General features: G+C 73.3%; 18 protein-coding genes. 4 read left to right on the top strand and 14 right to left on the bottom strand.

The window, feature by feature from the left end; all coding sequences use genetic code 11:
* From cobA to ACL06G_RS06340, 4 genes are all read right to left on the bottom strand, one after another.
* Complete coding sequence (cobA, locus tag ACL06G_RS06355; protein WP_412835552.1) at window positions 1-1215, bottom strand: uroporphyrinogen-III C-methyltransferase; 1215 nt, start codon at window positions 1213-1215, stop codon at window positions 1-3.
* Window positions 1216-1421: 206 nt separating this feature from the next.
* Window positions 1422-4727: a nicotinate-nucleotide--dimethylbenzimidazole phosphoribosyltransferase gene (cobT, locus tag ACL06G_RS06350; RefSeq protein WP_412784253.1), complete on the bottom strand. Its 3306-nt coding sequence runs from the start codon at window positions 4725-4727 to the stop codon at window positions 1422-1424.
* Between the two features lie 276 nt (window positions 4728-5003).
* Window positions 5004-6230: a precorrin-6y C5,15-methyltransferase (decarboxylating) subunit CbiE gene (gene cbiE, locus ACL06G_RS06345; protein ID WP_412835551.1), complete on the bottom strand. Its 1227-nt coding sequence runs from the start codon at window positions 6228-6230 to the stop codon at window positions 5004-5006.
* A gap of 119 nt (window positions 6231-6349) precedes the next feature.
* The gene (locus ACL06G_RS06340; RefSeq protein WP_412835550.1) at window positions 6350-6988 is read right to left on the bottom strand and encodes a GNAT family N-acetyltransferase; all 639 of its coding nucleotides are present in this window, start codon (window positions 6986-6988) and stop codon (window positions 6350-6352) included.
* Window positions 6989-7174: 186 nt separating this feature from the next.
* Here ACL06G_RS06340 and ACL06G_RS06335 point away from each other — a divergent pair, with 186 nt between their 5' ends.
* Together ACL06G_RS06335 and ACL06G_RS06330 are read left to right on the top strand one after the other, a co-directional pair.
* On the top strand, window positions 7175-7543 hold the full coding sequence (locus tag ACL06G_RS06335; RefSeq protein WP_412835549.1) for a hypothetical protein: 369 nt from the start codon (window positions 7175-7177) through the stop codon (window positions 7541-7543).
* Complete coding sequence (locus tag ACL06G_RS06330) at window positions 7536-7973, top strand: hypothetical protein (RefSeq protein WP_412784249.1); 438 nt, start codon at window positions 7536-7538, stop codon at window positions 7971-7973. Before ACL06G_RS06335 ends, ACL06G_RS06330 begins: the two co-directional genes overlap by 8 nt.
* Before the next feature lie 24 nt (window positions 7974-7997).
* On the opposite strand, the gene ACL06G_RS06325 is transcribed toward ACL06G_RS06330, so the two are convergent.
* Together ACL06G_RS06325 and ACL06G_RS06320 are read right to left on the bottom strand one after the other, a co-directional pair.
* Window positions 7998-8492, bottom strand: a complete 495-nt coding sequence (locus ACL06G_RS06325) for a GNAT family N-acetyltransferase (protein WP_412784248.1) — start codon at window positions 8490-8492, stop codon at window positions 7998-8000.
* A 41-nt stretch (window positions 8493-8533) separates the two neighbouring features.
* Window positions 8534-9103: a sigma-70 family RNA polymerase sigma factor gene (locus ACL06G_RS06320; RefSeq protein WP_412784247.1), complete on the bottom strand. Its 570-nt coding sequence runs from the start codon at window positions 9101-9103 to the stop codon at window positions 8534-8536.
* A 219-nt stretch (window positions 9104-9322) separates the two neighbouring features.
* On the opposite strand from ACL06G_RS06320, the gene ACL06G_RS06315 reads away from it, so the two are divergent.
* Window positions 9323-10003 carry a lysophospholipid acyltransferase family protein gene (locus ACL06G_RS06315; protein WP_412784246.1) on the top strand — a complete coding sequence of 227 codons (681 nt, stop codon included), beginning with the start codon at window positions 9323-9325 and terminating at the stop codon, window positions 10001-10003.
* A 24-nt stretch (window positions 10004-10027) separates the two neighbouring features.
* Here ACL06G_RS06315 and ACL06G_RS06310 read toward each other — a convergent pair whose 3' ends face one another.
* The 6 genes from ACL06G_RS06310 to ACL06G_RS06285 all read right to left on the bottom strand — a co-directional run bounded on the left by ACL06G_RS06310 (window position 10028) and on the right by ACL06G_RS06285 (window position 14401).
* Complete coding sequence (locus ACL06G_RS06310) at window positions 10028-10294, bottom strand: DUF4235 domain-containing protein (RefSeq protein ID WP_412835548.1); 267 nt, start codon at window positions 10292-10294, stop codon at window positions 10028-10030.
* A gap of 10 nt (window positions 10295-10304) precedes the next feature.
* Window positions 10305-10616: a DUF3618 domain-containing protein gene (locus ACL06G_RS06305; protein WP_412784244.1), complete on the bottom strand. Its 312-nt coding sequence runs from the start codon at window positions 10614-10616 to the stop codon at window positions 10305-10307.
* Window positions 10613-11032 carry a phage holin family protein gene (locus ACL06G_RS06300; RefSeq protein ID WP_412784243.1) on the bottom strand — a complete coding sequence of 140 codons (420 nt, stop codon included), beginning with the start codon at window positions 11030-11032 and terminating at the stop codon, window positions 10613-10615. Before ACL06G_RS06300 ends, ACL06G_RS06305 begins: the two co-directional genes overlap by 4 nt.
* A 120-nt stretch (window positions 11033-11152) precedes the next feature.
* Complete coding sequence (gene argH, locus ACL06G_RS06295; RefSeq protein ID WP_412784242.1) at window positions 11153-12589, bottom strand: argininosuccinate lyase; 1437 nt, start codon at window positions 12587-12589, stop codon at window positions 11153-11155.
* Window positions 12590-12721: 132 nt separating this feature from the next.
* Window positions 12722-13921 carry an argininosuccinate synthase gene (locus ACL06G_RS06290; protein WP_412784241.1) on the bottom strand — a complete coding sequence of 400 codons (1200 nt, stop codon included), beginning with the start codon at window positions 13919-13921 and terminating at the stop codon, window positions 12722-12724.
* 108 nt (window positions 13922-14029) lie between these two features.
* Window positions 14030-14401, bottom strand: a complete 372-nt coding sequence (locus ACL06G_RS06285) for a DUF488 domain-containing protein (protein ID WP_412784240.1) — start codon at window positions 14399-14401, stop codon at window positions 14030-14032.
* A 70-nt stretch (window positions 14402-14471) separates the two neighbouring features.
* On the opposite strand from ACL06G_RS06285, the gene ACL06G_RS06280 reads away from it, so the two are divergent.
* The gene (locus ACL06G_RS06280) at window positions 14472-15359 is read left to right on the top strand and encodes an SCO6745 family protein (RefSeq protein WP_412784239.1); all 888 of its coding nucleotides are present in this window, start codon (window positions 14472-14474) and stop codon (window positions 15357-15359) included.
* A 1-nt stretch (window position 15360) separates the two neighbouring features.
* Here the strand turns inward: ACL06G_RS06280 and ACL06G_RS06275 are convergent, their stop codons facing one another.
* Both ACL06G_RS06275 and ACL06G_RS06270 read right to left on the bottom strand, forming a co-directional pair.
* Window positions 15361-15885: an arginine repressor gene (locus ACL06G_RS06275; RefSeq protein WP_412784238.1), complete on the bottom strand. Its 525-nt coding sequence runs from the start codon at window positions 15883-15885 to the stop codon at window positions 15361-15363.
* 22 nt (window positions 15886-15907) lie between these two features.
* Window positions 15908-17095 carry an acetylornithine transaminase gene (locus ACL06G_RS06270; protein ID WP_412784237.1) on the bottom strand — a complete coding sequence of 396 codons (1188 nt, stop codon included), beginning with the start codon at window positions 17093-17095 and terminating at the stop codon, window positions 15908-15910.

Here is a 17095-nt window from a genome sequence, read left to right as displayed (position 1 = left end):
TCAGCCGTCCGTTCCGAGGCCGACAACGGGGCCGATGACGATCACGGCGGGCGGCCGTATGCCGTGCTCGGCGACGGCCCCGGCGACGTCCGCGAGCGTCGCGTCCACACGTAGCTCGGTGGCGGTCGTGCCCTCCTGGATCACGGCGACCGGGGTGCCCGGGTCCCGCCCGTGCTGCACCAGGGTGTCGGCGATGGCCCCGATCCGCTCGACCGCCATCAGCACGACCAGTGTGCCCTGCATCCGGGCCAGGGCCGGCCAGTCGACCAGTGACTGCGGGTCGTCGGGCGCGAGGTGGCCGCTGGCGACGGTGAACTCGTGGGCGACGCCGCGGTGGGTCACGGGGATGCCGACCGCGGCGGGCACACTGATTGCGCTGGTGATCCCGGGCACCACGGTGACGGGGACGCCCTGGCGCGTCAGCTGCTGGACCTCCTCCATGCCGCGGCCGAAGACGAAGGGGTCCCCGCCCTTCAGCCGCACCACGAACCGGCCCGCTCGGGCGTGCTCGACGAGGGTGTCGTTGATCGTCCGCTGCGCCATGGCACGCCCGTAGGGGATCTTCGCGGCGTCCACGACCTCCACGTGCGGCGGGAGTTCGTCGAGCAGATCACGGGGCCCCAGCCGGTCCGCGACGACGACGTCGGCCTCGCTGAGGAGGCGGCGGCCCCGCACCGTGATCAGGTCGGGGTCGCCGGGCCCCCCTCCGACGAGTGCGACTCCCCCGCTCCTGTCGCGACGGTGCGGCGCCCCGATGGATCCGTCGCGAAGTCCGTCGACGATCACGTCGCGCAGTGCGGCGGAACGGCGCGGGTCCTGTCCGGTCAGGACCGCCACGGTCACACCGGCGGTTCGGCCCGTCGCAGGAGTCCAGGCCGTCGCCGCTTCGGCGTCGTCGCTCCGGACGGCCCACACCCGGTTGGCCTCGGCCTCGGCGGAAGCAGCCGCGTTGGCGGTGTCGTCGTCCGTGGCGATGAGGGCGTACCAGGCATCGGCGAGATCGCCCTCCCGGTAGCGCCGGGGCTCCCAGGCGATCTCCCCTGCATGTGCCATGGCCTCGACGGAGGGCGTGGCCGACGGTGAGACGACGGTGATGTCCGCCCCCGAGGCCACGAGGGCCGGGAGCCGCCGCTGGCTGACGGTACCGCCGCCGAGCACCACGACGCGGCGCCCGGCCAGGCGCAGGCCGACGGGATAGGCGGGGGTCTCGGGCATCGCGGTCGGCTCCTTGCGAGTGGCGCGGCGCCGCTGCGGCGTCGGAGCGGCGGAAGGACTACGGGCGGCGGGCGGACGCGGTCGCGGCGTACAGCGCCGCTTCGTGCTGCCGATCAGCTTATGGGGCGGGCGGGGCGGTTGCTGTGCCCGGGACCACGTCCCCCCGGTCCGGGTCCGTCACGCACGGAGCCGGACCGGGGCCGGGGTCAGTTCTTCTCGGTGACACCTGCGGAGTCGAACGTGGCGACCTCGTGCATCGCCCGCGCCGCGCTCTGCACCAGGGGGAGCGCCAGCAGGGCTCCGGTGCCCTCGCCGAGCCGCAGGTCGAGGTCGATCAGCGGCCTGAGACCGAGCTTGGTGAGCGCTGCCACGTGACCGGGTTCCGCGCTGCGGTGCCCGGCGATGCACGCCGCGAGGGCCTCCGGGGTGATCTGCCGCGCGACGAGGGCCGCGGCCCCGGCACTCACCCCGTCGAGGAGCACCGGCGTACGCAGCGAGGCGCCGCCGAGGATGAGTCCGGTGAGCGCCGCGTGCTCCAGCCCTCCGATGGCGGCGAGCATACCGATCGGGTCCGAGGGGTCGGGCCGGTGGAGTTCCAGGGCACGGCGTACGACCTCGACCTTCCGCGCATGGGTGTCGTCGTCGATTCCGGTACCCCTGCCCGTGACCTCGGCCGGGTCGGCTCCGGTGCAGGCGGCGATCAGGGCGGCGGAGGCCGTGGTGTTGGCGATGCCCATCTCGCCGGTGACGAGGGCCTTGTTCCCCGCGGCCACCAGGTCGCGTGCGGTTTCGATGCCGACCTCGACGGCCCGCAGCACCTCCTCCTGGCTGAGAGCGGGGCCCTGCGTCATGTCAGCGGTGCCGGCCCTCACCTTGCGGGGCAGCAGCCCGGGTGCCGTGGGCAGTTCGGCGGCCACTCCCACGTCGACGACGCAGACCTCGGCACCCACCTGGGCGGCGAACGCGTTGCAGACGGCTCCTCCGTTGAGGAAGTTGCCCACCATCTGCCCGGTGACCTCCTGCGCCCACGGTGTCACCCCTTGGGCGTGGACGCCGTGGTCACCGGCGAAGACGGCCACCGCGGCGGGCTCGGGCACAGGCGGGGGGCACTGGCGCGACAGCCCGCACAGCTGGGCGGAGATGATCTCCAGCATGCCCAGCGCACCGGCGGGTTTCGTCATGCGCTTCTGTCGTTCCCATGCCTCGCCGAGCGCCTTGGCGTCGAGCGGACGGATCCGCTCGAGCGTCTCGGCGAGGAGATCGTGCGGTTCCGCACCGGGGAGTGCCCTGCGGCCGTAGGACTCCTCGTGCACCACCCAGGAGAGCGGTCGGCGCTTGGACCAGCCCGCCTGCATCAGCTCGGGTTCCGAGGGGAACTCGTCGACGTAGCCGATGCACAGGTAGGCGACCACTTCCAGGTGCTCGGGCAGCTCGAGGACGCGGACCATCTCCCGCTCGTCGAAGAAGCTGACCCATCCGACGCCGAGGCCCTCGGCCCGTGCCGCGAGCCACAGGTTCTCCACCGCGAGTGCGGAGGAGTAGGGCGCCATCTGGGGCTGCGTGTGCCGTCCGAGGGTGTGGCGGCCCCCTCGAGTGGGGTCGGCGGTGACGACGATGTTGACCGGGGTGTCGAGGATGGCCTCGATCTTCAGTTCCTTGAACTGCTTCGCGCGTGCCTTGGGGAGCGACTTGGCGTACGCCTCCCGCTGTGCCACCGCGAGTTCGTGCATGGATCGCCGGGTCTGCTCCGAACGGATGACCACGAAGTCCCACGGCTGGCTGTGCCCGACGCTGGGTGCGGTGTGGGCGGCCTCCAGAACCCGGAGCAGCACGTCGTGGGGGATCGGGTCGGGGCGGAATCCGTTCCGCACGTCCCGCCTCTCCCGCATCAGCCGGTGGACGGCCTCCCGTTCGGCCTCGTCGTACCCCGGCGCGGGGCCGGTGGCCCCGGGGCCCGCCGGGTCCTGCGGCGCACCGTCGTCGGGCTCCGAGGGGAGGTCCTCCTCGTGGTGCGACCGGAGCGTTCCCTCTTCGGGGGCATGGCCGTCGGACGTTTCCGCGGCGTCCTCGGGGGCTGCCGGTCCGTCCTCGGAGTCGTCCGCCGTCGCGTCGCCGGACGCGGCAGGAGCCTGCTCCTCGACGACCGGCTCCTCGACCGCCTGCTCCTCGGCGGGGGCCGTGGCGGTGACGTGCACGGCGTCTTCGGGGAGGTCCGCCGGGGCGGAGTCCGGTGCTCGGTGCTCGGCGGGCGCCTCCACGGAGACGTCCTCGTCCTCGAGCGGCGGCACGGCATCGGCCGGCTCCGTATCCGGCGCCTCGCCCGGGCTCCGGGCCGCTCCGGCGACGTCGCCGGGAAGTCCGGCCCCGGGAGGGGAGGCAGCCTGGTCCGGGGCAGGCGCACTGCTGTCGTCCGGCAGCCCCGCCTGCTCGGCTTCCTGCACGATCTCCGGGGCCGCAGGGTCCGCGGCCGGGGAGGGGGCTCCTTCTCCGTCGTCGGCCGGGAGCGCCTCCGGGAGGGGCTCCACTGCCACGGGTCCTTCCGGCTCGGCGGGGTCCCCGGCCGCCTCCTGCGGCGCTTCCTCCGCAACGGCGGGTGCCCCGGGCTGCGGGTCCGGCGCGGCACCGTCCGGCTCCGCGTGGGCGGATGCCGATTCCGCGTGCGGAGCGGGACCGTCCTCGCCCGTCGCGGCGTCCGCCCCCTCGGAGGGGGCCACCACCGGCGCCGGATCGGCGCGGTCGGCCGGTGCCGGGTCCTCGACCCCGGTCACCGGCACGGGGTTCCGGGCTGCGGGGGGTTCGGGCACGACGGGCTCCTGGACGGCCTCGGCGGCCGGTCCCTGCTCGCCGGCAAAGGCCCCGGGGAGAGGCATTGCGGCCTCGGCTGCGGCAGCGTACGGAGCGGCTGCCCCCGGCGACTCGGGAGGTGCGGTGTGCACGAAAGACCCGGCCTCCGGGGCATCCTCCATCGGACGGACCGCCTCATCGCCGGGTGCAGGGCCGGACTCGGCCGGCTGCGGAGCGGGCGGCATCTCCGGAGGCGCCGGCTGCACCGGGGCGACGTCCGGCTGCGGCTCCAGCTCGACCGCCGGCATCGGTTCGTCCTCCGGGGCCGGAGGCGGCACGGCCACGTGCGCGACGTTCTGCGGCCGACCGGCCGTCGGCGGTGAGCTCGGCCCCCGATCCGCCAACGTCCTCACGGCTCCCGACTGTTCCGGAACCGGCGGCCCGAGGTGGAGCGGGCGCCGGGGAGCACCGGTGGAGGACGCGGACTGCCATGGCTGGGCGGACTGCTGCGACGGCATTCCGGAGGAGCCCGACTGTCCCTCGCCCCAGGCCCCCTGAGCGCCCGGCATCAGCAGGTCCTCGTCGTCACCGACGTCGGCGGACTGATCGACCTCCGGATCCGCGGCGGCATAGGCACCGTGAGCGGCTGGCGCCGCGTGCGGCTGCTGCGCCTCCGCGTCCGCGTGCCCGGGCTGCTCCTCGCCCGGGAACCGGCCGGTGTCGGTCATGCGTACCCCTCGCCCATCCGTAGTCTCCTTCCACCCCGGCGGACCGCCGCCGCACCCCAGAAGGGAGAACGAGCGCCCGCTCGTTGCGGCACGTGCCCCTGCCGGCACCTTCCGGACATCGGCGGACGAATCCATCCCGGTCCGGGGCGGCACAACGATCCATCAGCCTACCTGGAGCACGCCGCCCGACCGGCCACGGGTGGGTGAGAAGCAGCACTTCGCAGCGGGGGCCCGTCAAGTCGCCCCCGGAGCCCGGAGCATGGCGTCCAGGCGTGCTCAGTCCCGGGCTCCGGAGAGCAGGAAGACGACCGTGCGTTCGGATTCCTCCCAGGACTCGGTGTCCAGTTCGATCGACTGCAGGAGTGCGCACTCGACGACGTATCCACCGTCGGCGAGCGCCCGTCCGAGCGCTTCCGCCTCGTCCCGGTTCGCCGCATGCGTGACGATCCGTTCGGGCCGACGGTCGGCGATCGCGGCGACGGTCCGGACGCCTCCGCCGCCGACCCGCACCACGTCCGGCTCGGGGAGGTCCTCCAGTACCGGAGGCGCTGCCCCGGTGACGGTCTGCAGCGGGACACCGAAGCGTCGGGCCGCCGTTGCGGTGCGGGTGCAGGCGCGGGCGTCGCGGTCCACGGCGATCACTGCGGCGCCGAGGCGTGCCGCCTCGACGGCGAGTGCCCCGCTGCCGCATCCGATGTCCCACACCAGGTCCCCGGTGCGGGGCCCCAGGCGGGCCAGTTGGGCCGCACGAAGCCGGTCGGAGGCGCCGGCGGTGGGCGGCAGCGCGTGCTCCGGGTAGGCGGAGGCCGGAAGGGCCCAGCCGCGCGGGCCGCGTCCACGGGCCGGATCGCTGCCGGCGAGCCGGACCGCCCCCTGGTCGGCAACGCCGTCGCCGGTCGCCGTCCCGCCGACGACGATCACGACGTTGGGATCCCGCCAGACATGGTCCGCCGCCTTCTCCGAGGCGACCACGACGACCTGTTCGGCATCGGTGCCGAGGGCCTCGCAGACGACGAAAGTGCGGTGCACGTCGGGGAGAAGCAGCGCGAGTTCGGCGGGGCCGGCTCCGGGCGAGGTGAGCACGGCGACCTTGGCGTGGGCCCGGCAGACGTTCACCGCACGGCGGAGGGTCCGCCGGGTGGCGGTGACGACCTGCGCATCGTCCCAGGGCATCCCGGCGCGCGCGAACGCCGCGGCCACCGACGACACCGCAGGATGCACCTCGACCTCGAGGCCGAACTCGGGCGCGCGCAGCGTCCGCACGACGCCGAAGTAGCCGGGATCGCCGTCCGCGAGGACCACGGCGGTGCCGCGGTGCCGGGCGATCCGCCGGGCGGCGAGCTCGACACTGCCGAGCCGGACGCGCTCCGCGGTGGTGGGCACCTCGGGGAGAACGAGATGGTGCGCGGCCCCCGCGACGAGGGTCGCGGCGTCCAGGGCCGCTCGGGCCGCGCCGCTCAGCGCGGACCCGTCCCATCCGATCACGGTGACGCGGTCGGCCATCGGCGGGTCACTCCTGTGCGATGCGGCGGGAAGGGCAGAGCGAGACTACCGCCACGTCCGGCCGGGCCGGCCCTCAGGGCCCTCACGACCTCCGTCGTCGCACCCGGGGCTCCGCCTCGTCAGGTCCAGTCCGCGCGGGGCACCGCGCCACCGGCCTGCGCGATGCGCTCGGGAAGGCCGTCGAGGTCCTCCGGGAGCAGGCTCCAGACGATGAGGTCGGTGCGCGCCTGCTGCCAGGTGCCGTCCGCGGCACGGGTACGGGTGATCCAGGCACTGCGGAGGACGCCCTCGCTCACGCATCCGAGTTTCTGGGCGACCTGCTGTGCGGCCGTGTTGTCGGCCGCGGTGCGCAGCTCGAGCCGCTCGAACTTCTGGTCCTGGAAGAGCCACTGCACCAGGCCGAGCAGCGACTCGCAGGCGTATCCCTCTCCCCGTGCCCAGGGCGCGGTCGCGCAGTACGCCTCGGCGGTGCGCAGCCGCCAGTCGGTCCGCCGGAGCCGGAGACCGCCGACGAGGCGTCCGGTGAGGACGTCGGCCATCGCCAGGGCGAGGCCGTCCCCGTCGGCGCGGACCGCGGGTGCGCGCCGCACGACCCATTCCCTGGCGTCCGCCTCGGTGCAGGGGGCGGGAGCGGCATTCCGGGCGGCGACAAGCTCGTCATTCATCATCGCGGTGAGCGCCGGGACGTCTCCCTCGTCGAAAGAGCGCAGCACCAGCCGTTCCGTGCTGATCGAGATGTCCGGAAAGGTGGGTGTCATGCGCCGCTCCGTGCCGATGCCGTGAGGGTCTGGGCGGTCTCCCAGGGATTGCAGCAGTGCACAAGCATGCAGCATGCTGCGGCCGTTGCGCAGCGCGGGCTCCGCCACTCCCCTGGGACCGCCGCACGGGGCCCGTACCGGCAGGGGTGGGCGCGGCGACGGGAGGCGGCCTCCTAGACTCGGAGGATGCTCACCCCGCTGACGGTCGCGATCGCCGTGGCCGCTCTCCTCCTGGCCGCCTGGTGCGGTTTCGCGGCATACCGCGACCAGCCGGCCAAGGACTGGCATTTCCTCGGCATGGCGGTCGTGTCGCTGCTCGCCCTGGTGCAACTGGTGGTCGGCGTGGTGCGTCTCGCCGGGGGCGGCGAACCCGCGGGCGGCACAGCGGTGTTCGTGGTCTATCTGGTGAGCGCCGTGTGCTGCCTTCCGGTCGTGGGGGTGATCTCGCTGTCGGAGCGGAACCGTTGGGGCTCGTTGAGCGTGGTCGCCGGCGCCGTCGTGCTGGCGGCACTGCAGGCACGGCTGCACGAGGTGTGGGGAGGCGGCGGTGCCTGAGCAGGAGGAGGACGCCGCGCCGCGAAGGCTTCCCGGGATCGGCTCGGGGCCGGGGAAGCTGCTGGTCACGCTGTACGGGATCTTCGCGGTGGGGGCGACGTCACGGGCGGTCTTCGAGCTGACCACGAAGTTCGATCAGGCACCGCTCGCCTATGTGCTGTCGGCGGTTGCGGCAGCGGTGTACGTCTTCATCACCGCTTCGCTCGTGCGCGGTGGGGAGACGGCCCGGAGGTCGGCGCTGCTGTGCTGTTCCGCGGAGTTGCTCGGGGTCCTGGTCGTCGGCACGTGGACGCTGGTGGATCCGGCGGCCTTCCCCGAGTCCACGGTCTGGTCGTCGTACGGCATGGGCTACCTGTTCCTGCCCCTGGTGCTGCCGGTGACGGGGCTGGCCTGGCTGCGCCGCCCCGGGGCGACGCCGACGGAGGGGTGAGCACTCCACCCCGGGCCGGCGGTGCTACTGCCGCGCGGGGGCGGTCTTCTCCATGGTGACGAGGGTGACCCGCCGGGGACCGGCGTCGCTCCGGGTGCCGATCGTGGCGTACCCGCACCGGCGGTACAGGCGGAGGTTGCCGTCGCTGCGACGGTCGGTGTTCAGCCGGTAGCGCGTGGCAACCCCTTCGGCCGCCAGGCATTCCTCGATGCGGATCAGCAGCCGTCCTCCCAGCCCGTGACGGCGCATGCGGGGGTGCACGAACAGGCGGCTGATGCAGGCCATGGCGTCGGACTGCACCGTGGCGCGCACCGAGCCGACGATCTCGTCCTCCCGCCGTGCGACCAGTACGCGACCGGAGGTGAGGTGGGCGCGGAACTGGGCCAGTGTTTCCGTGAGGGGATCGATCCGCCAGTCCGCGTACTGCGCGGCCTCCGACTGGTAGCACAGGTACTGCAGTTTGAGGATCTGCTCGGCGTCGCTGTCGGTCGCCGCAGCGATGGTCACGCTCGTGCCCATGTGCGCATGCCTCCCCATGAGATTCCCGTCGGCCGGTGGGCCTACCGCAGCCTTCCCCGCGGGGGTCCGCCGGCAACCCCGCCGGCCAGGCTGCGGCGCAGGCAGGCGAGGCACCGGGACCGCAGTGGCCCCAGAGCGCCGCGCGGGATGCCGATTCCGTAGGCGATCTCGCGGTACGTGCGGTCGCCGCCGTCCAGGAACGCCCGGAGCAGCATCGGGCACCGTCCGGGCATGCGCTCGACCGCGGCGCGGACCGCCCGCCGCCGTTCGGCCGCCAGCAACGGCTCCTCCGTCTCGGAAGCAGGGTCGCCGTGGCCGTCGGCGGCCAGCACCCGCCGGCCCTGCCGGGCCGTGGGATCCGTCGGCAGGCCGCGGCCGAGCGGCACCTCTCGTCGGGCCCGGCGGCGTTCGCGCCGTGCCTCGGCCCGTACCGCGGCGCGCAACCAGGCGGCAGGGACGGCCGGCCGCCCCTCGGCGCGCACCCGCTCCAGCCAGCGCAGTCGAACCGCCTGGTGCAGGTCCTCGGGGTCGGCGGCGGTCCCGTGGGCTTCAGCGGCGCATTCCGCGGCCAGCAGGGCGTTGAGCGGTCCGGTGATCTCCTCGGCATCCATGCTGTCCGGGGACGTCCGGTCTGGCGGTGGGGTTTCCGGGCGGGTCCCGCCTCACCCGCGCGGGCTGCCGTGAGCGGCGCGTAAGGGCGAACTGCCGGACACGCGGCCGACTGCGGAGGGTATCGCTCCGGTTCGGTCCAGGAGGGCTCTGCCCAGTATCGTCCTCACCTGCGGGCGGCTCATCGGCCGACCGCGCAACGTCGTCGACCGGAGGGCCCGTTGTCCCGTTTTGTGTTGATCAAGGCAGTGCTCGGCAGTGTGCTGCGCCTCCTGTTCCGCCCGAAGGTGGAGAACGCGGACCGGATCCCGGGAAGCGGTCCGGTGATCCTGGCGGGAAACCATCTCACCTTCATCGACTCGATGATCCTGCCCCTGGTGACCGACCGGCAGGTGTTCTTCATCGGCAAGGACGAGTACGTCACGGGAAAGGGCGTCAGAGGACGCCTCATGGCGTGGTTCTTCACCGGGGTCGGCATGATCCCGGTGGACCGGGACGGCGGCAGGGGTGGTGTCGCTGCGCTGATGACCGGCCGGCGCATCCTGGAGGGCGGCAACGTGTTCGGCATCTACCCCGAAGGCACGCGTTCCCCCGACGGTCGGCTGTACCGGGGGCGCACGGGCATCGCCCGACTCGCGCTGATGACAGGGGCGCCCGTGGTTCCGTTCGCGATGGTCGGTACCGACGAGGTGCAGCCGGGAGGCAGCGGCCTGCCGCGGCTCGGCGGCGGGCGGCACATCAGCGTGCGCTTCGGGGAGCCGCTGGACTTCTCGCGCTACGAGGGCATGGACCGCGACAGGTACGTGCTGCGGGCGGTCACGGACGAGGTCATGAGCGAGGTCATGCGCCTCTCGGGACAGGAGTACGTGGACATGTACGCGACCAAGGCGCGCGCGGCCTGACGTGCCCGTCCGGCCGGGGCGCCGTCACGCGGGCCATTTCCCGGTCAGCCTGCGGACACCCTGGGCGCCGCCCCGGTTCAGCACGGCCCTGGTGACACCCAGCAACGCCCCCTGGAGTGCGGAGGCCAGGAGGATCTCGCTCCAGGCGCGCTCCTCGTCCGTGGCGTCCGGCGCGTCCTCCTCGCCGGCGACGGCCTTCCAGATCCGCTGGAAGACGGCGCCGGCCAGCATGCCGCTGGACACGGCCGCAAGGAGAGCGAAGGGCTTGTAGAGGGCCTGCTCCGTCTGCATCTTCTCCCCCTCAGGCGTGCCGGCGGCGGAGTACCACCGCGAGGACCGCGAGTGCGAGGATGCCCGCGCCCGTTGCGGCCGCCGCTCCCCGGGACCATCCACCCGGGCCCCCAGGGCCCCCCGGAGCCGCTGCGTGACGGCCCTGCCCGGGCTGCATCCTCGCCCGTGTCTCGCGGGCCCGGCTCCGGAACCGCGCTGTCACATCGGCCTTCGCGGCGAGCTGGGAGACGGTGTCCGCCAGCTCGTCACGGGCGTGCTCCACCTCGGCCCGCAGCTCCTGCGTGGAGGCGGCGGACCGGCCGTTGCGGGAGACCTGCGTCATCGGTGCGCTCCTTCCCTGATCGCCCGGACATCGGCGCGGACGCTGCCGATCGTCTGTTCGGGCTTGGCCGGTACGGCCCGGGAGACCTGTGTCTTCCCGATCAGTGCGAGAAGTCCGGCGACGAGCAGCAGGCCTGCCGCGATCACGAGGGCCGCGAGCCAGACGGGCAGCGCCGTCGCGACCCCGGCCACGGCGGCCGCCGCCAGCACCTGCAGTGCGAGGAGGGCGCAGAGCAGGGCACCGCCGAGCATGCCGCCCCCGAGACCCGCGCGCCTGCCCTTCTCCTTCATCTCGGCCTGTGCCAGCCGCATCTCGCTGCGGACGACGTCGGACAGCTGCTCGGACGCCCGCCTGACCAGTTCTCCCACCGAGGCCTGGTGGTCCTGCTCCGGCCGGTGGTGCACGGTTCCGGTCATCGGCCTCTCCTCGTCTCACGCGGTCGTCTGTGGGACGGGCGGCGAGTGCCCCGGTTCGGCGAAGCTACGCGTGGCGTTCGGCAGCCGTTCCGGCGCCGGGCGCGGGCCCCGGAGCGAGGCTCATCGGGCCGCGTCGGCCCAGTCCCGCTGCCGGGCCAGGTCGGACTTCACCTCGGCCAGCTGCCGGGCGACGGCTGCGGGAGCGGTACCTCCGCGCCCGTCCCGGGCCGCGAGCGCCCCCGGGACGTCGAGCACGTCCCGGACCCGCGGGGTCAGGTGCGGCGAGATCCGGGCGAACTGCTCGTCGGTGAGCTGGTCGAGTTCGATGCCCTGCTCCTCGCAGACCTTGACGCACTCGCCGGCGACCTCGTGGGCGACACGGAACGGCACACCCTGCCTGACGAGCCACTCGGCGACGTCGGTGGCCAGCGAATAGCCGGCGGGGGCCAGCTCGGCCATGCGCTCCCGGTTCACGGTGAGCGTTCCCATCATTCCGGTGAAGGCGGGGAGCAGCAGCTCCAGCTGGTCGCAGGAGTCGAACACCGGCTCCTTGTCCTCCTGCAGGTCGCGGTTGTACGCGAGGGGGAGGGCCTTGAGCATCGCCAGCAGCCCCGTGAGGTTGCCGATGAGCCTGCCGGACTTGCCCCGGGCCAGCTCGGCGATGTCCGGGTTCTTCTTCTGGGGCATGATCGAGGAGCCGGTGGAGAAGGCGTCGTGGAGCGTCACGAAGGAGAACTCCTTCGTGTTCCAGATGATCACCTCCTCGGCCATCCTGGAGAGATCCACCCCGATCATGGCCGTGACGAAGGCGAACTCGGCCACGAAGTCGCGGGACGCCGTGCCATCGATGGAGTTGGCCGAGGAACCGCCCTCGAAGCCGAGTTCGACGGCCACCGCCTCCGGGTCCAGTCCGAGCGAGGAGCCGGCCAGCGCGCCGGAACCGTAGGGGGAGACCGCGGTGCGGGCATCCCACTGCCGGAGGCGCTCGGCGTCGCGGGAGAGCGCCTGGGCGTGGGCCAGGACGTGGTGGGCGAACAGTACGGGCTGGGCATGCTGCAGATGGGTCCGACCGGGCATGGCGACGTCCGGGTGCGCCTCCGCGAGCCCCACCAGCGCCTCGGCCAGATCGGCGAGGAGGCCGCCGATGATGCGGGCGTGGTCGCGCAGGTACATCCGGAAGAGCGTGGCCACCTGGTCGTTGCGGGACCTTCCGGCCCGCAGCCTGCCGCCCAGGTCGGGGCCGAGCCGTTCCAGGAGTCCGCGTTCGAGAGCGGTGTGCACGTCCTCGTCGGCGACGGTTCCGGTGAAGGTGCCGTCGGCGACGTCGCGCTCCAGCCGGTCCAGGCCCGCGAGCATCGCGTCCAGCTCCTGCCCGGTGAGCAGGCCCGCACCGTGCAGGACCCGGGCGTGGGCACGGGAGCCGGCGATGTCGTAGGGCGCGAGGCGCCAGTCGAAGTGCACGGACGCCGAGAGCTTCTCCAGCGCCTCGGCCGGTCCGTCCGCGAAGCGGCCGCCCCAGAGGCGGACGTCGGCGTCTTCGGTGCTGTCGCTGGTCACGCGCTGCTCCTGTGGGTCGATCGGGTGGGTGGGGCATCACCCGCGCCGGGGCCGGTCCACGAGCGCGGGCGCGCCCCCGGGCCGCCACCGCCGAACGGTGCGGGCCCCGGGGGCGCGGTGGGCGGGACGAGACTACGCCGAGGCCTGGTCCCGTGTGGCGGCGATCTTGCTGGACATGCCGAAGATCTCGATGAAGCCCTTGGACATCGACTGGTCGAAGGTGTCTCCGGTGTCGTACGTGGCGAGGTTGAAGTCGTACAGCGACTTCTCGGACCGCCGTCCGGTGACGACGGCGCGGCCGCCGTGCAGCGTCATCCGGATGTCCCCGCTGACATGCTCGTTGGCCTCGTCCACGAAGCCGTCCAGGGCGCGCTTGAGAGGCGAGAACCACAGTCCGTCGTAGACGAGCTCGGTCCAGCGCTGCTCCACCTGCCGCTTGTAGCGGGCCAGTTCACGCTCGACGGTGACGCTCTCCAGCTCCTGGTGGGCGGTGATCAGGGCGATGCCACCGGGCGACTCGTAGACCTCGCGGGACTTGATGCCGACCAGCCGGTCCTCGACCATGTCGATGCGGCCGACGCCCTGCGCACCCGCCCGTTCGTTGAGCTGCTGGATCGCCTGGAGGACGGTGACCGGCTTGCCGTCGAGCGCGACGGGGACACCCTTGTCGAAGGTGATGACCACCTCGTCGGCGTCCCGCGGGGTGGCCGGGTTCTCGGTGTAGTCGTAGACGTCCTCGACCGGCCCGTTCCAGATGTCCTCCAGGAATCCGGTCTCGACGGCCCGGCCGAAGACGTTCTGGTCGATGGAGTACGGCGACTTCTTGGTCGTCGCGATGGGCAGGCCCTTCTCCTCGCAGAAGGCGATGGCCTTGTCCCGGGTCATCGCGTAGTCCCGCACCGGTGCGATGCACGTGAGGTCCGGCGCGAGGGAGGCGATGCCGGCTTCGAACCGGACCTGGTCGTTGCCCTTGCCGGTGCAGCCGTGGGCGACCGTGGAGGCGCCGTGCTTGCGGGCCGCCGCGACCAGATGCTTGACGATCACCGGCCGGGAGAGCGCGGAGACCAGCGGGTAGCGGTCCATGTAGAGGGCATTGGCCTTGATCGCGGGGAGGCAGTACTCGTCCGCGAACTCCTCCTTGGCATCCGCCACCTCGGCCTCGACGGCCCCGCAGGCGAGCGCACGCTTGCGGATGACGTCCAGGTCCTCGCCGCCCTGGCCGACGTCCACGGCCACGGCGACGACCTCGGCCCCGGTCTCCTCGGCGATCCAGCCGATGCAGACGGAGGTGTCCAGGCCGCCGGAGTATGCGAGTACGACGCGCTCGGTCACGGGTGTCTCCTTAGAAAGCATGCGCTGTTGGGTATAAGTATGCACCTCGGTGCATGGCGCGTCAATTCACCGGCGCGGCGAGGGTCGATTTTGGCCGGGCGCGCAGGTTCAGCGGGCGGCGCGCAGGATGTCCGCGAGCACCGCGGCGTGACCGGCGCCCACGTCGCGGACGGCGGTCAGCAGGAGGAGCGGCCCGGATGCGGCACGCTCGTGCAGCAGGGACAGCGCCCGTGCCCGTTCCGGCTGCCGAAGCTCCTCGTGGTAGCGCCGCACGAACTCCTCACGACGTTCCGGGTCGTGGCCGTACCAGCGGCGCAGCTCGTGCGAGGGGGCCACGTCCTTCGCCCATGCGGCCAGGTCGGCCCGCTCCTTCGACATGCCCCGGGGCCAGAGCCGGTCGACCAGGACGCGAGCGGCCCCGGCATCCCGGGCGACGTCGTAGATCCGTCCCACCCGGACGTCACGCGGCTCCGCACCCATGGCGCCAGCGTAGGCCGCGCTCCGCCCGCACGCCCCCACGAGACCGAGCGGAGCCGATAGCGTCGCGACCATGACAGATTTCCCCTCCCTCGCCCGCTCCGTCTGGCACCACCTCGAACCGGTGCACGCCTGCGTCTACTTCTCCACCGAGGCCGAAGCCGAGTCCGAGGCCGTGGGCTACGGGACGGCCGAACGCTGGCCCCGCTACTTCGCATGGCGGACGGCGCCCCTGGGCGCGGCCGGCCCGGGACTCACCGCTGCCGCGTACTACAGCTTCAGCCCGGACCGGATCGCCCGGTACGTTCCCGCGGTCTGGGACACCGCTCCGCCGGAACAGGCCCTGGCCTCCCGGTTGCGTGCGGTGGACGCGACACTGCGCCGGCTGCTCGGCGGGCGGGTCGACGACCCCGGACTGGCCCGGGCAGCAGAACTCGCCCGCAGTGCCGCCGAGGCCGCCGACACGGCCGGACGTCCATTGGCGGCGGCACAACTCGACCTGGACTGGCCGACCGAACCGCACCTCGTCCTCTGGCACGCCGCGACGGTGCTGCGGGAACACCGCGGGGACGGCCACATCGCCGCACTGCAGGCCGCGGGCCTGGACGGCTGCGAGGCGCTGGTCTCCTTCGCCGCCGTGGGTGCGGCACCCGTCGAGAACTTCTCCTCGCGCGGCTGGGCACCCGACGCGTGGACGGCGGCCCGGGAACGGCTGGCGGCACGTGGGTGGCTCGACGACGAGGGCCGGGCGACGGAGCGGGGGCGCAGCGGTCGCGAGCGTGTGGAACGGATGACCGACGAACTGGCGGCGGGGCCCTACCGGGCGCTGGGCAGCGACGGCTGCGCCCGCCTGACGGAACTGTGCGGCCCGGTCTGCGCGGCGGTGCTCGGGGCGGGGATGCTGCCCACGCAGTCGACCTTGGGGATCCTGACCGTCGCGACACCCGGCCCCCGGAGCTGAGTCAGCGTTCCTTCTCCGCGAGGGAGAGCAGGTGCGCGGCCAGGGACTGCCCGCCGTCCGGGTCCCGGCTGATGAGCAGCAGGGTGTCGTCGCCGGCGATGGTGCCGATGATCTCGTGCACCTCCGCCTGGTCGATCGCCGAGGCGAGGAACTGGGCCGCGCCCGGAGGCGTGCGCAGCACCACCAGGTTGGCCGACGCCTCGGCGGAGATGAGGAGCTCACCGGCGAGGCGGGCCATCCGCGCCTCGCTCGCGGACTCCCCGAGCGGAGCGCGGGGAGTCCGGTCGCCGCCCTCGCCGGGCACGGCGTAGATGAGTTCGCCCCCGGTGTTCCGGATCTTCACGGCGCCGAGTTCGTCGAGATCGCGGGAGAGCGTGGCCTGCGTCACGGACAACCCGTCGTCGGCCAGGACCTTCGCGAGCTGGCTCTGGGAGCGCACCGGCTGCCGGTTCAGGATGTCCACGATGCGGCGGTGCCGGGCGGTGCGGGTGTGCGGGACCGCCTGGCCGCTGTGCTGCTCGGTCATCTTCCCCGTTCCTCGTTCCGCGTCATCGGACTCCCGCGGCGGCGTCGAGGACCGCCGGAAGCGCCCGTACCAGCGCGTCGGCCTCCCCGTCCGCGAGGATCAACGGCGGTGCCAGCCGGACGACGTCCGGAGCCACCGCGTTGACCAGGAATCCCGCCTCCTGGGCCGCCTGTTGCACCCGTTGGGCGACAGGCTCGGTCAGCACCATACCGAGCAGGAGCCCGGCACCGCGGACATGGTCCAGCAACGGATGGCCCAGGGCGTCCAGCGAGGACCGCAGCCGGGCCCCGACACGCGCGACGTTCTCGAGCGTCCCGTCCCGGGAGAGGGTGTCCAGTACGGCGAGGGCCGCCGCGCAGGAGACCGGGTTGCCTCCGAAGGTGGAACCGTGCTGGCCCGCGGCGAGCAGCTCCGCCGCCGCGCCGAAGGCGAGCGTCGCACCGATGGGCAGCCCGCCGCCCAGCCCCTTCGCCAGCGTGACGACGTCCGGCTCCACGCCCTGCGCCCGGCACGCCAGCCAGTGGCCGGTCCGCCCGATGCCGGTCTGGATCTCGTCGACCACGAGCAGCGTACCGGTGCTCCTGGTGATGCTGCGGGCAGCGGCCAGGTACCCCTCCGGGGCCGGAACGACGCCGTTCTCCCCCTGGACGGGCTCGACCACGAACAGCGCCGTGTCCCGGGTCACCGCCTCGCGCAGGGCCTCGACGTCGCCGTACGGCACGTGGGTGACCGTTCCGGGAAGCGGCCGGAAGGGGTCCTGCTTGGCCGGTTGCCCGGTGAGGGCGAGTGCGCCCATGGTGCGGCCGTGGAAGCCTCCCTCGGTCGCCACCATGTGGGTGCGGCCGGTGCGCCGTCCGATCTTGACGGCGGCTTCGACGGCTTCCGCGCCGGAGTTGGAGAAGTACACCCGCCCCGGACGTCCCGCGATCCGCAGCAGCCTCTCCGCCAGCGCCACGGTGGGTTCGGCGGCGAAGAGGTTGGACACGTGCCCCAGTACGGCGACCTGCTCGGACACGGCACGCACCACGGCCGGATGCCCGGTGCCCAGTGCGTTGACCGCGATGCCGCCGACGAAGTCGAGGTACTCGCGCCCCTCGGAGTCCCACAGCCTGGCCCCCTCGCCGCGCACCAGGGCGAGCCGCGGGGTGCCGTAGGTGTCCATCAGGGCCTCGGGCCAGCGTTGCAGCGTCGAAGGGCGGTGACCGTCCAC

This window comes from Streptomyces callyspongiae, assembly GCF_047200695.1.
Classification (GTDB): Bacteria; Actinomycetota; Actinomycetes; order Streptomycetales; family Streptomycetaceae; genus Streptomyces.
The sequence above is the reverse complement of the archived record's forward strand: the minus strand, read 5'-3'. Positions and strand labels throughout refer to the sequence as shown.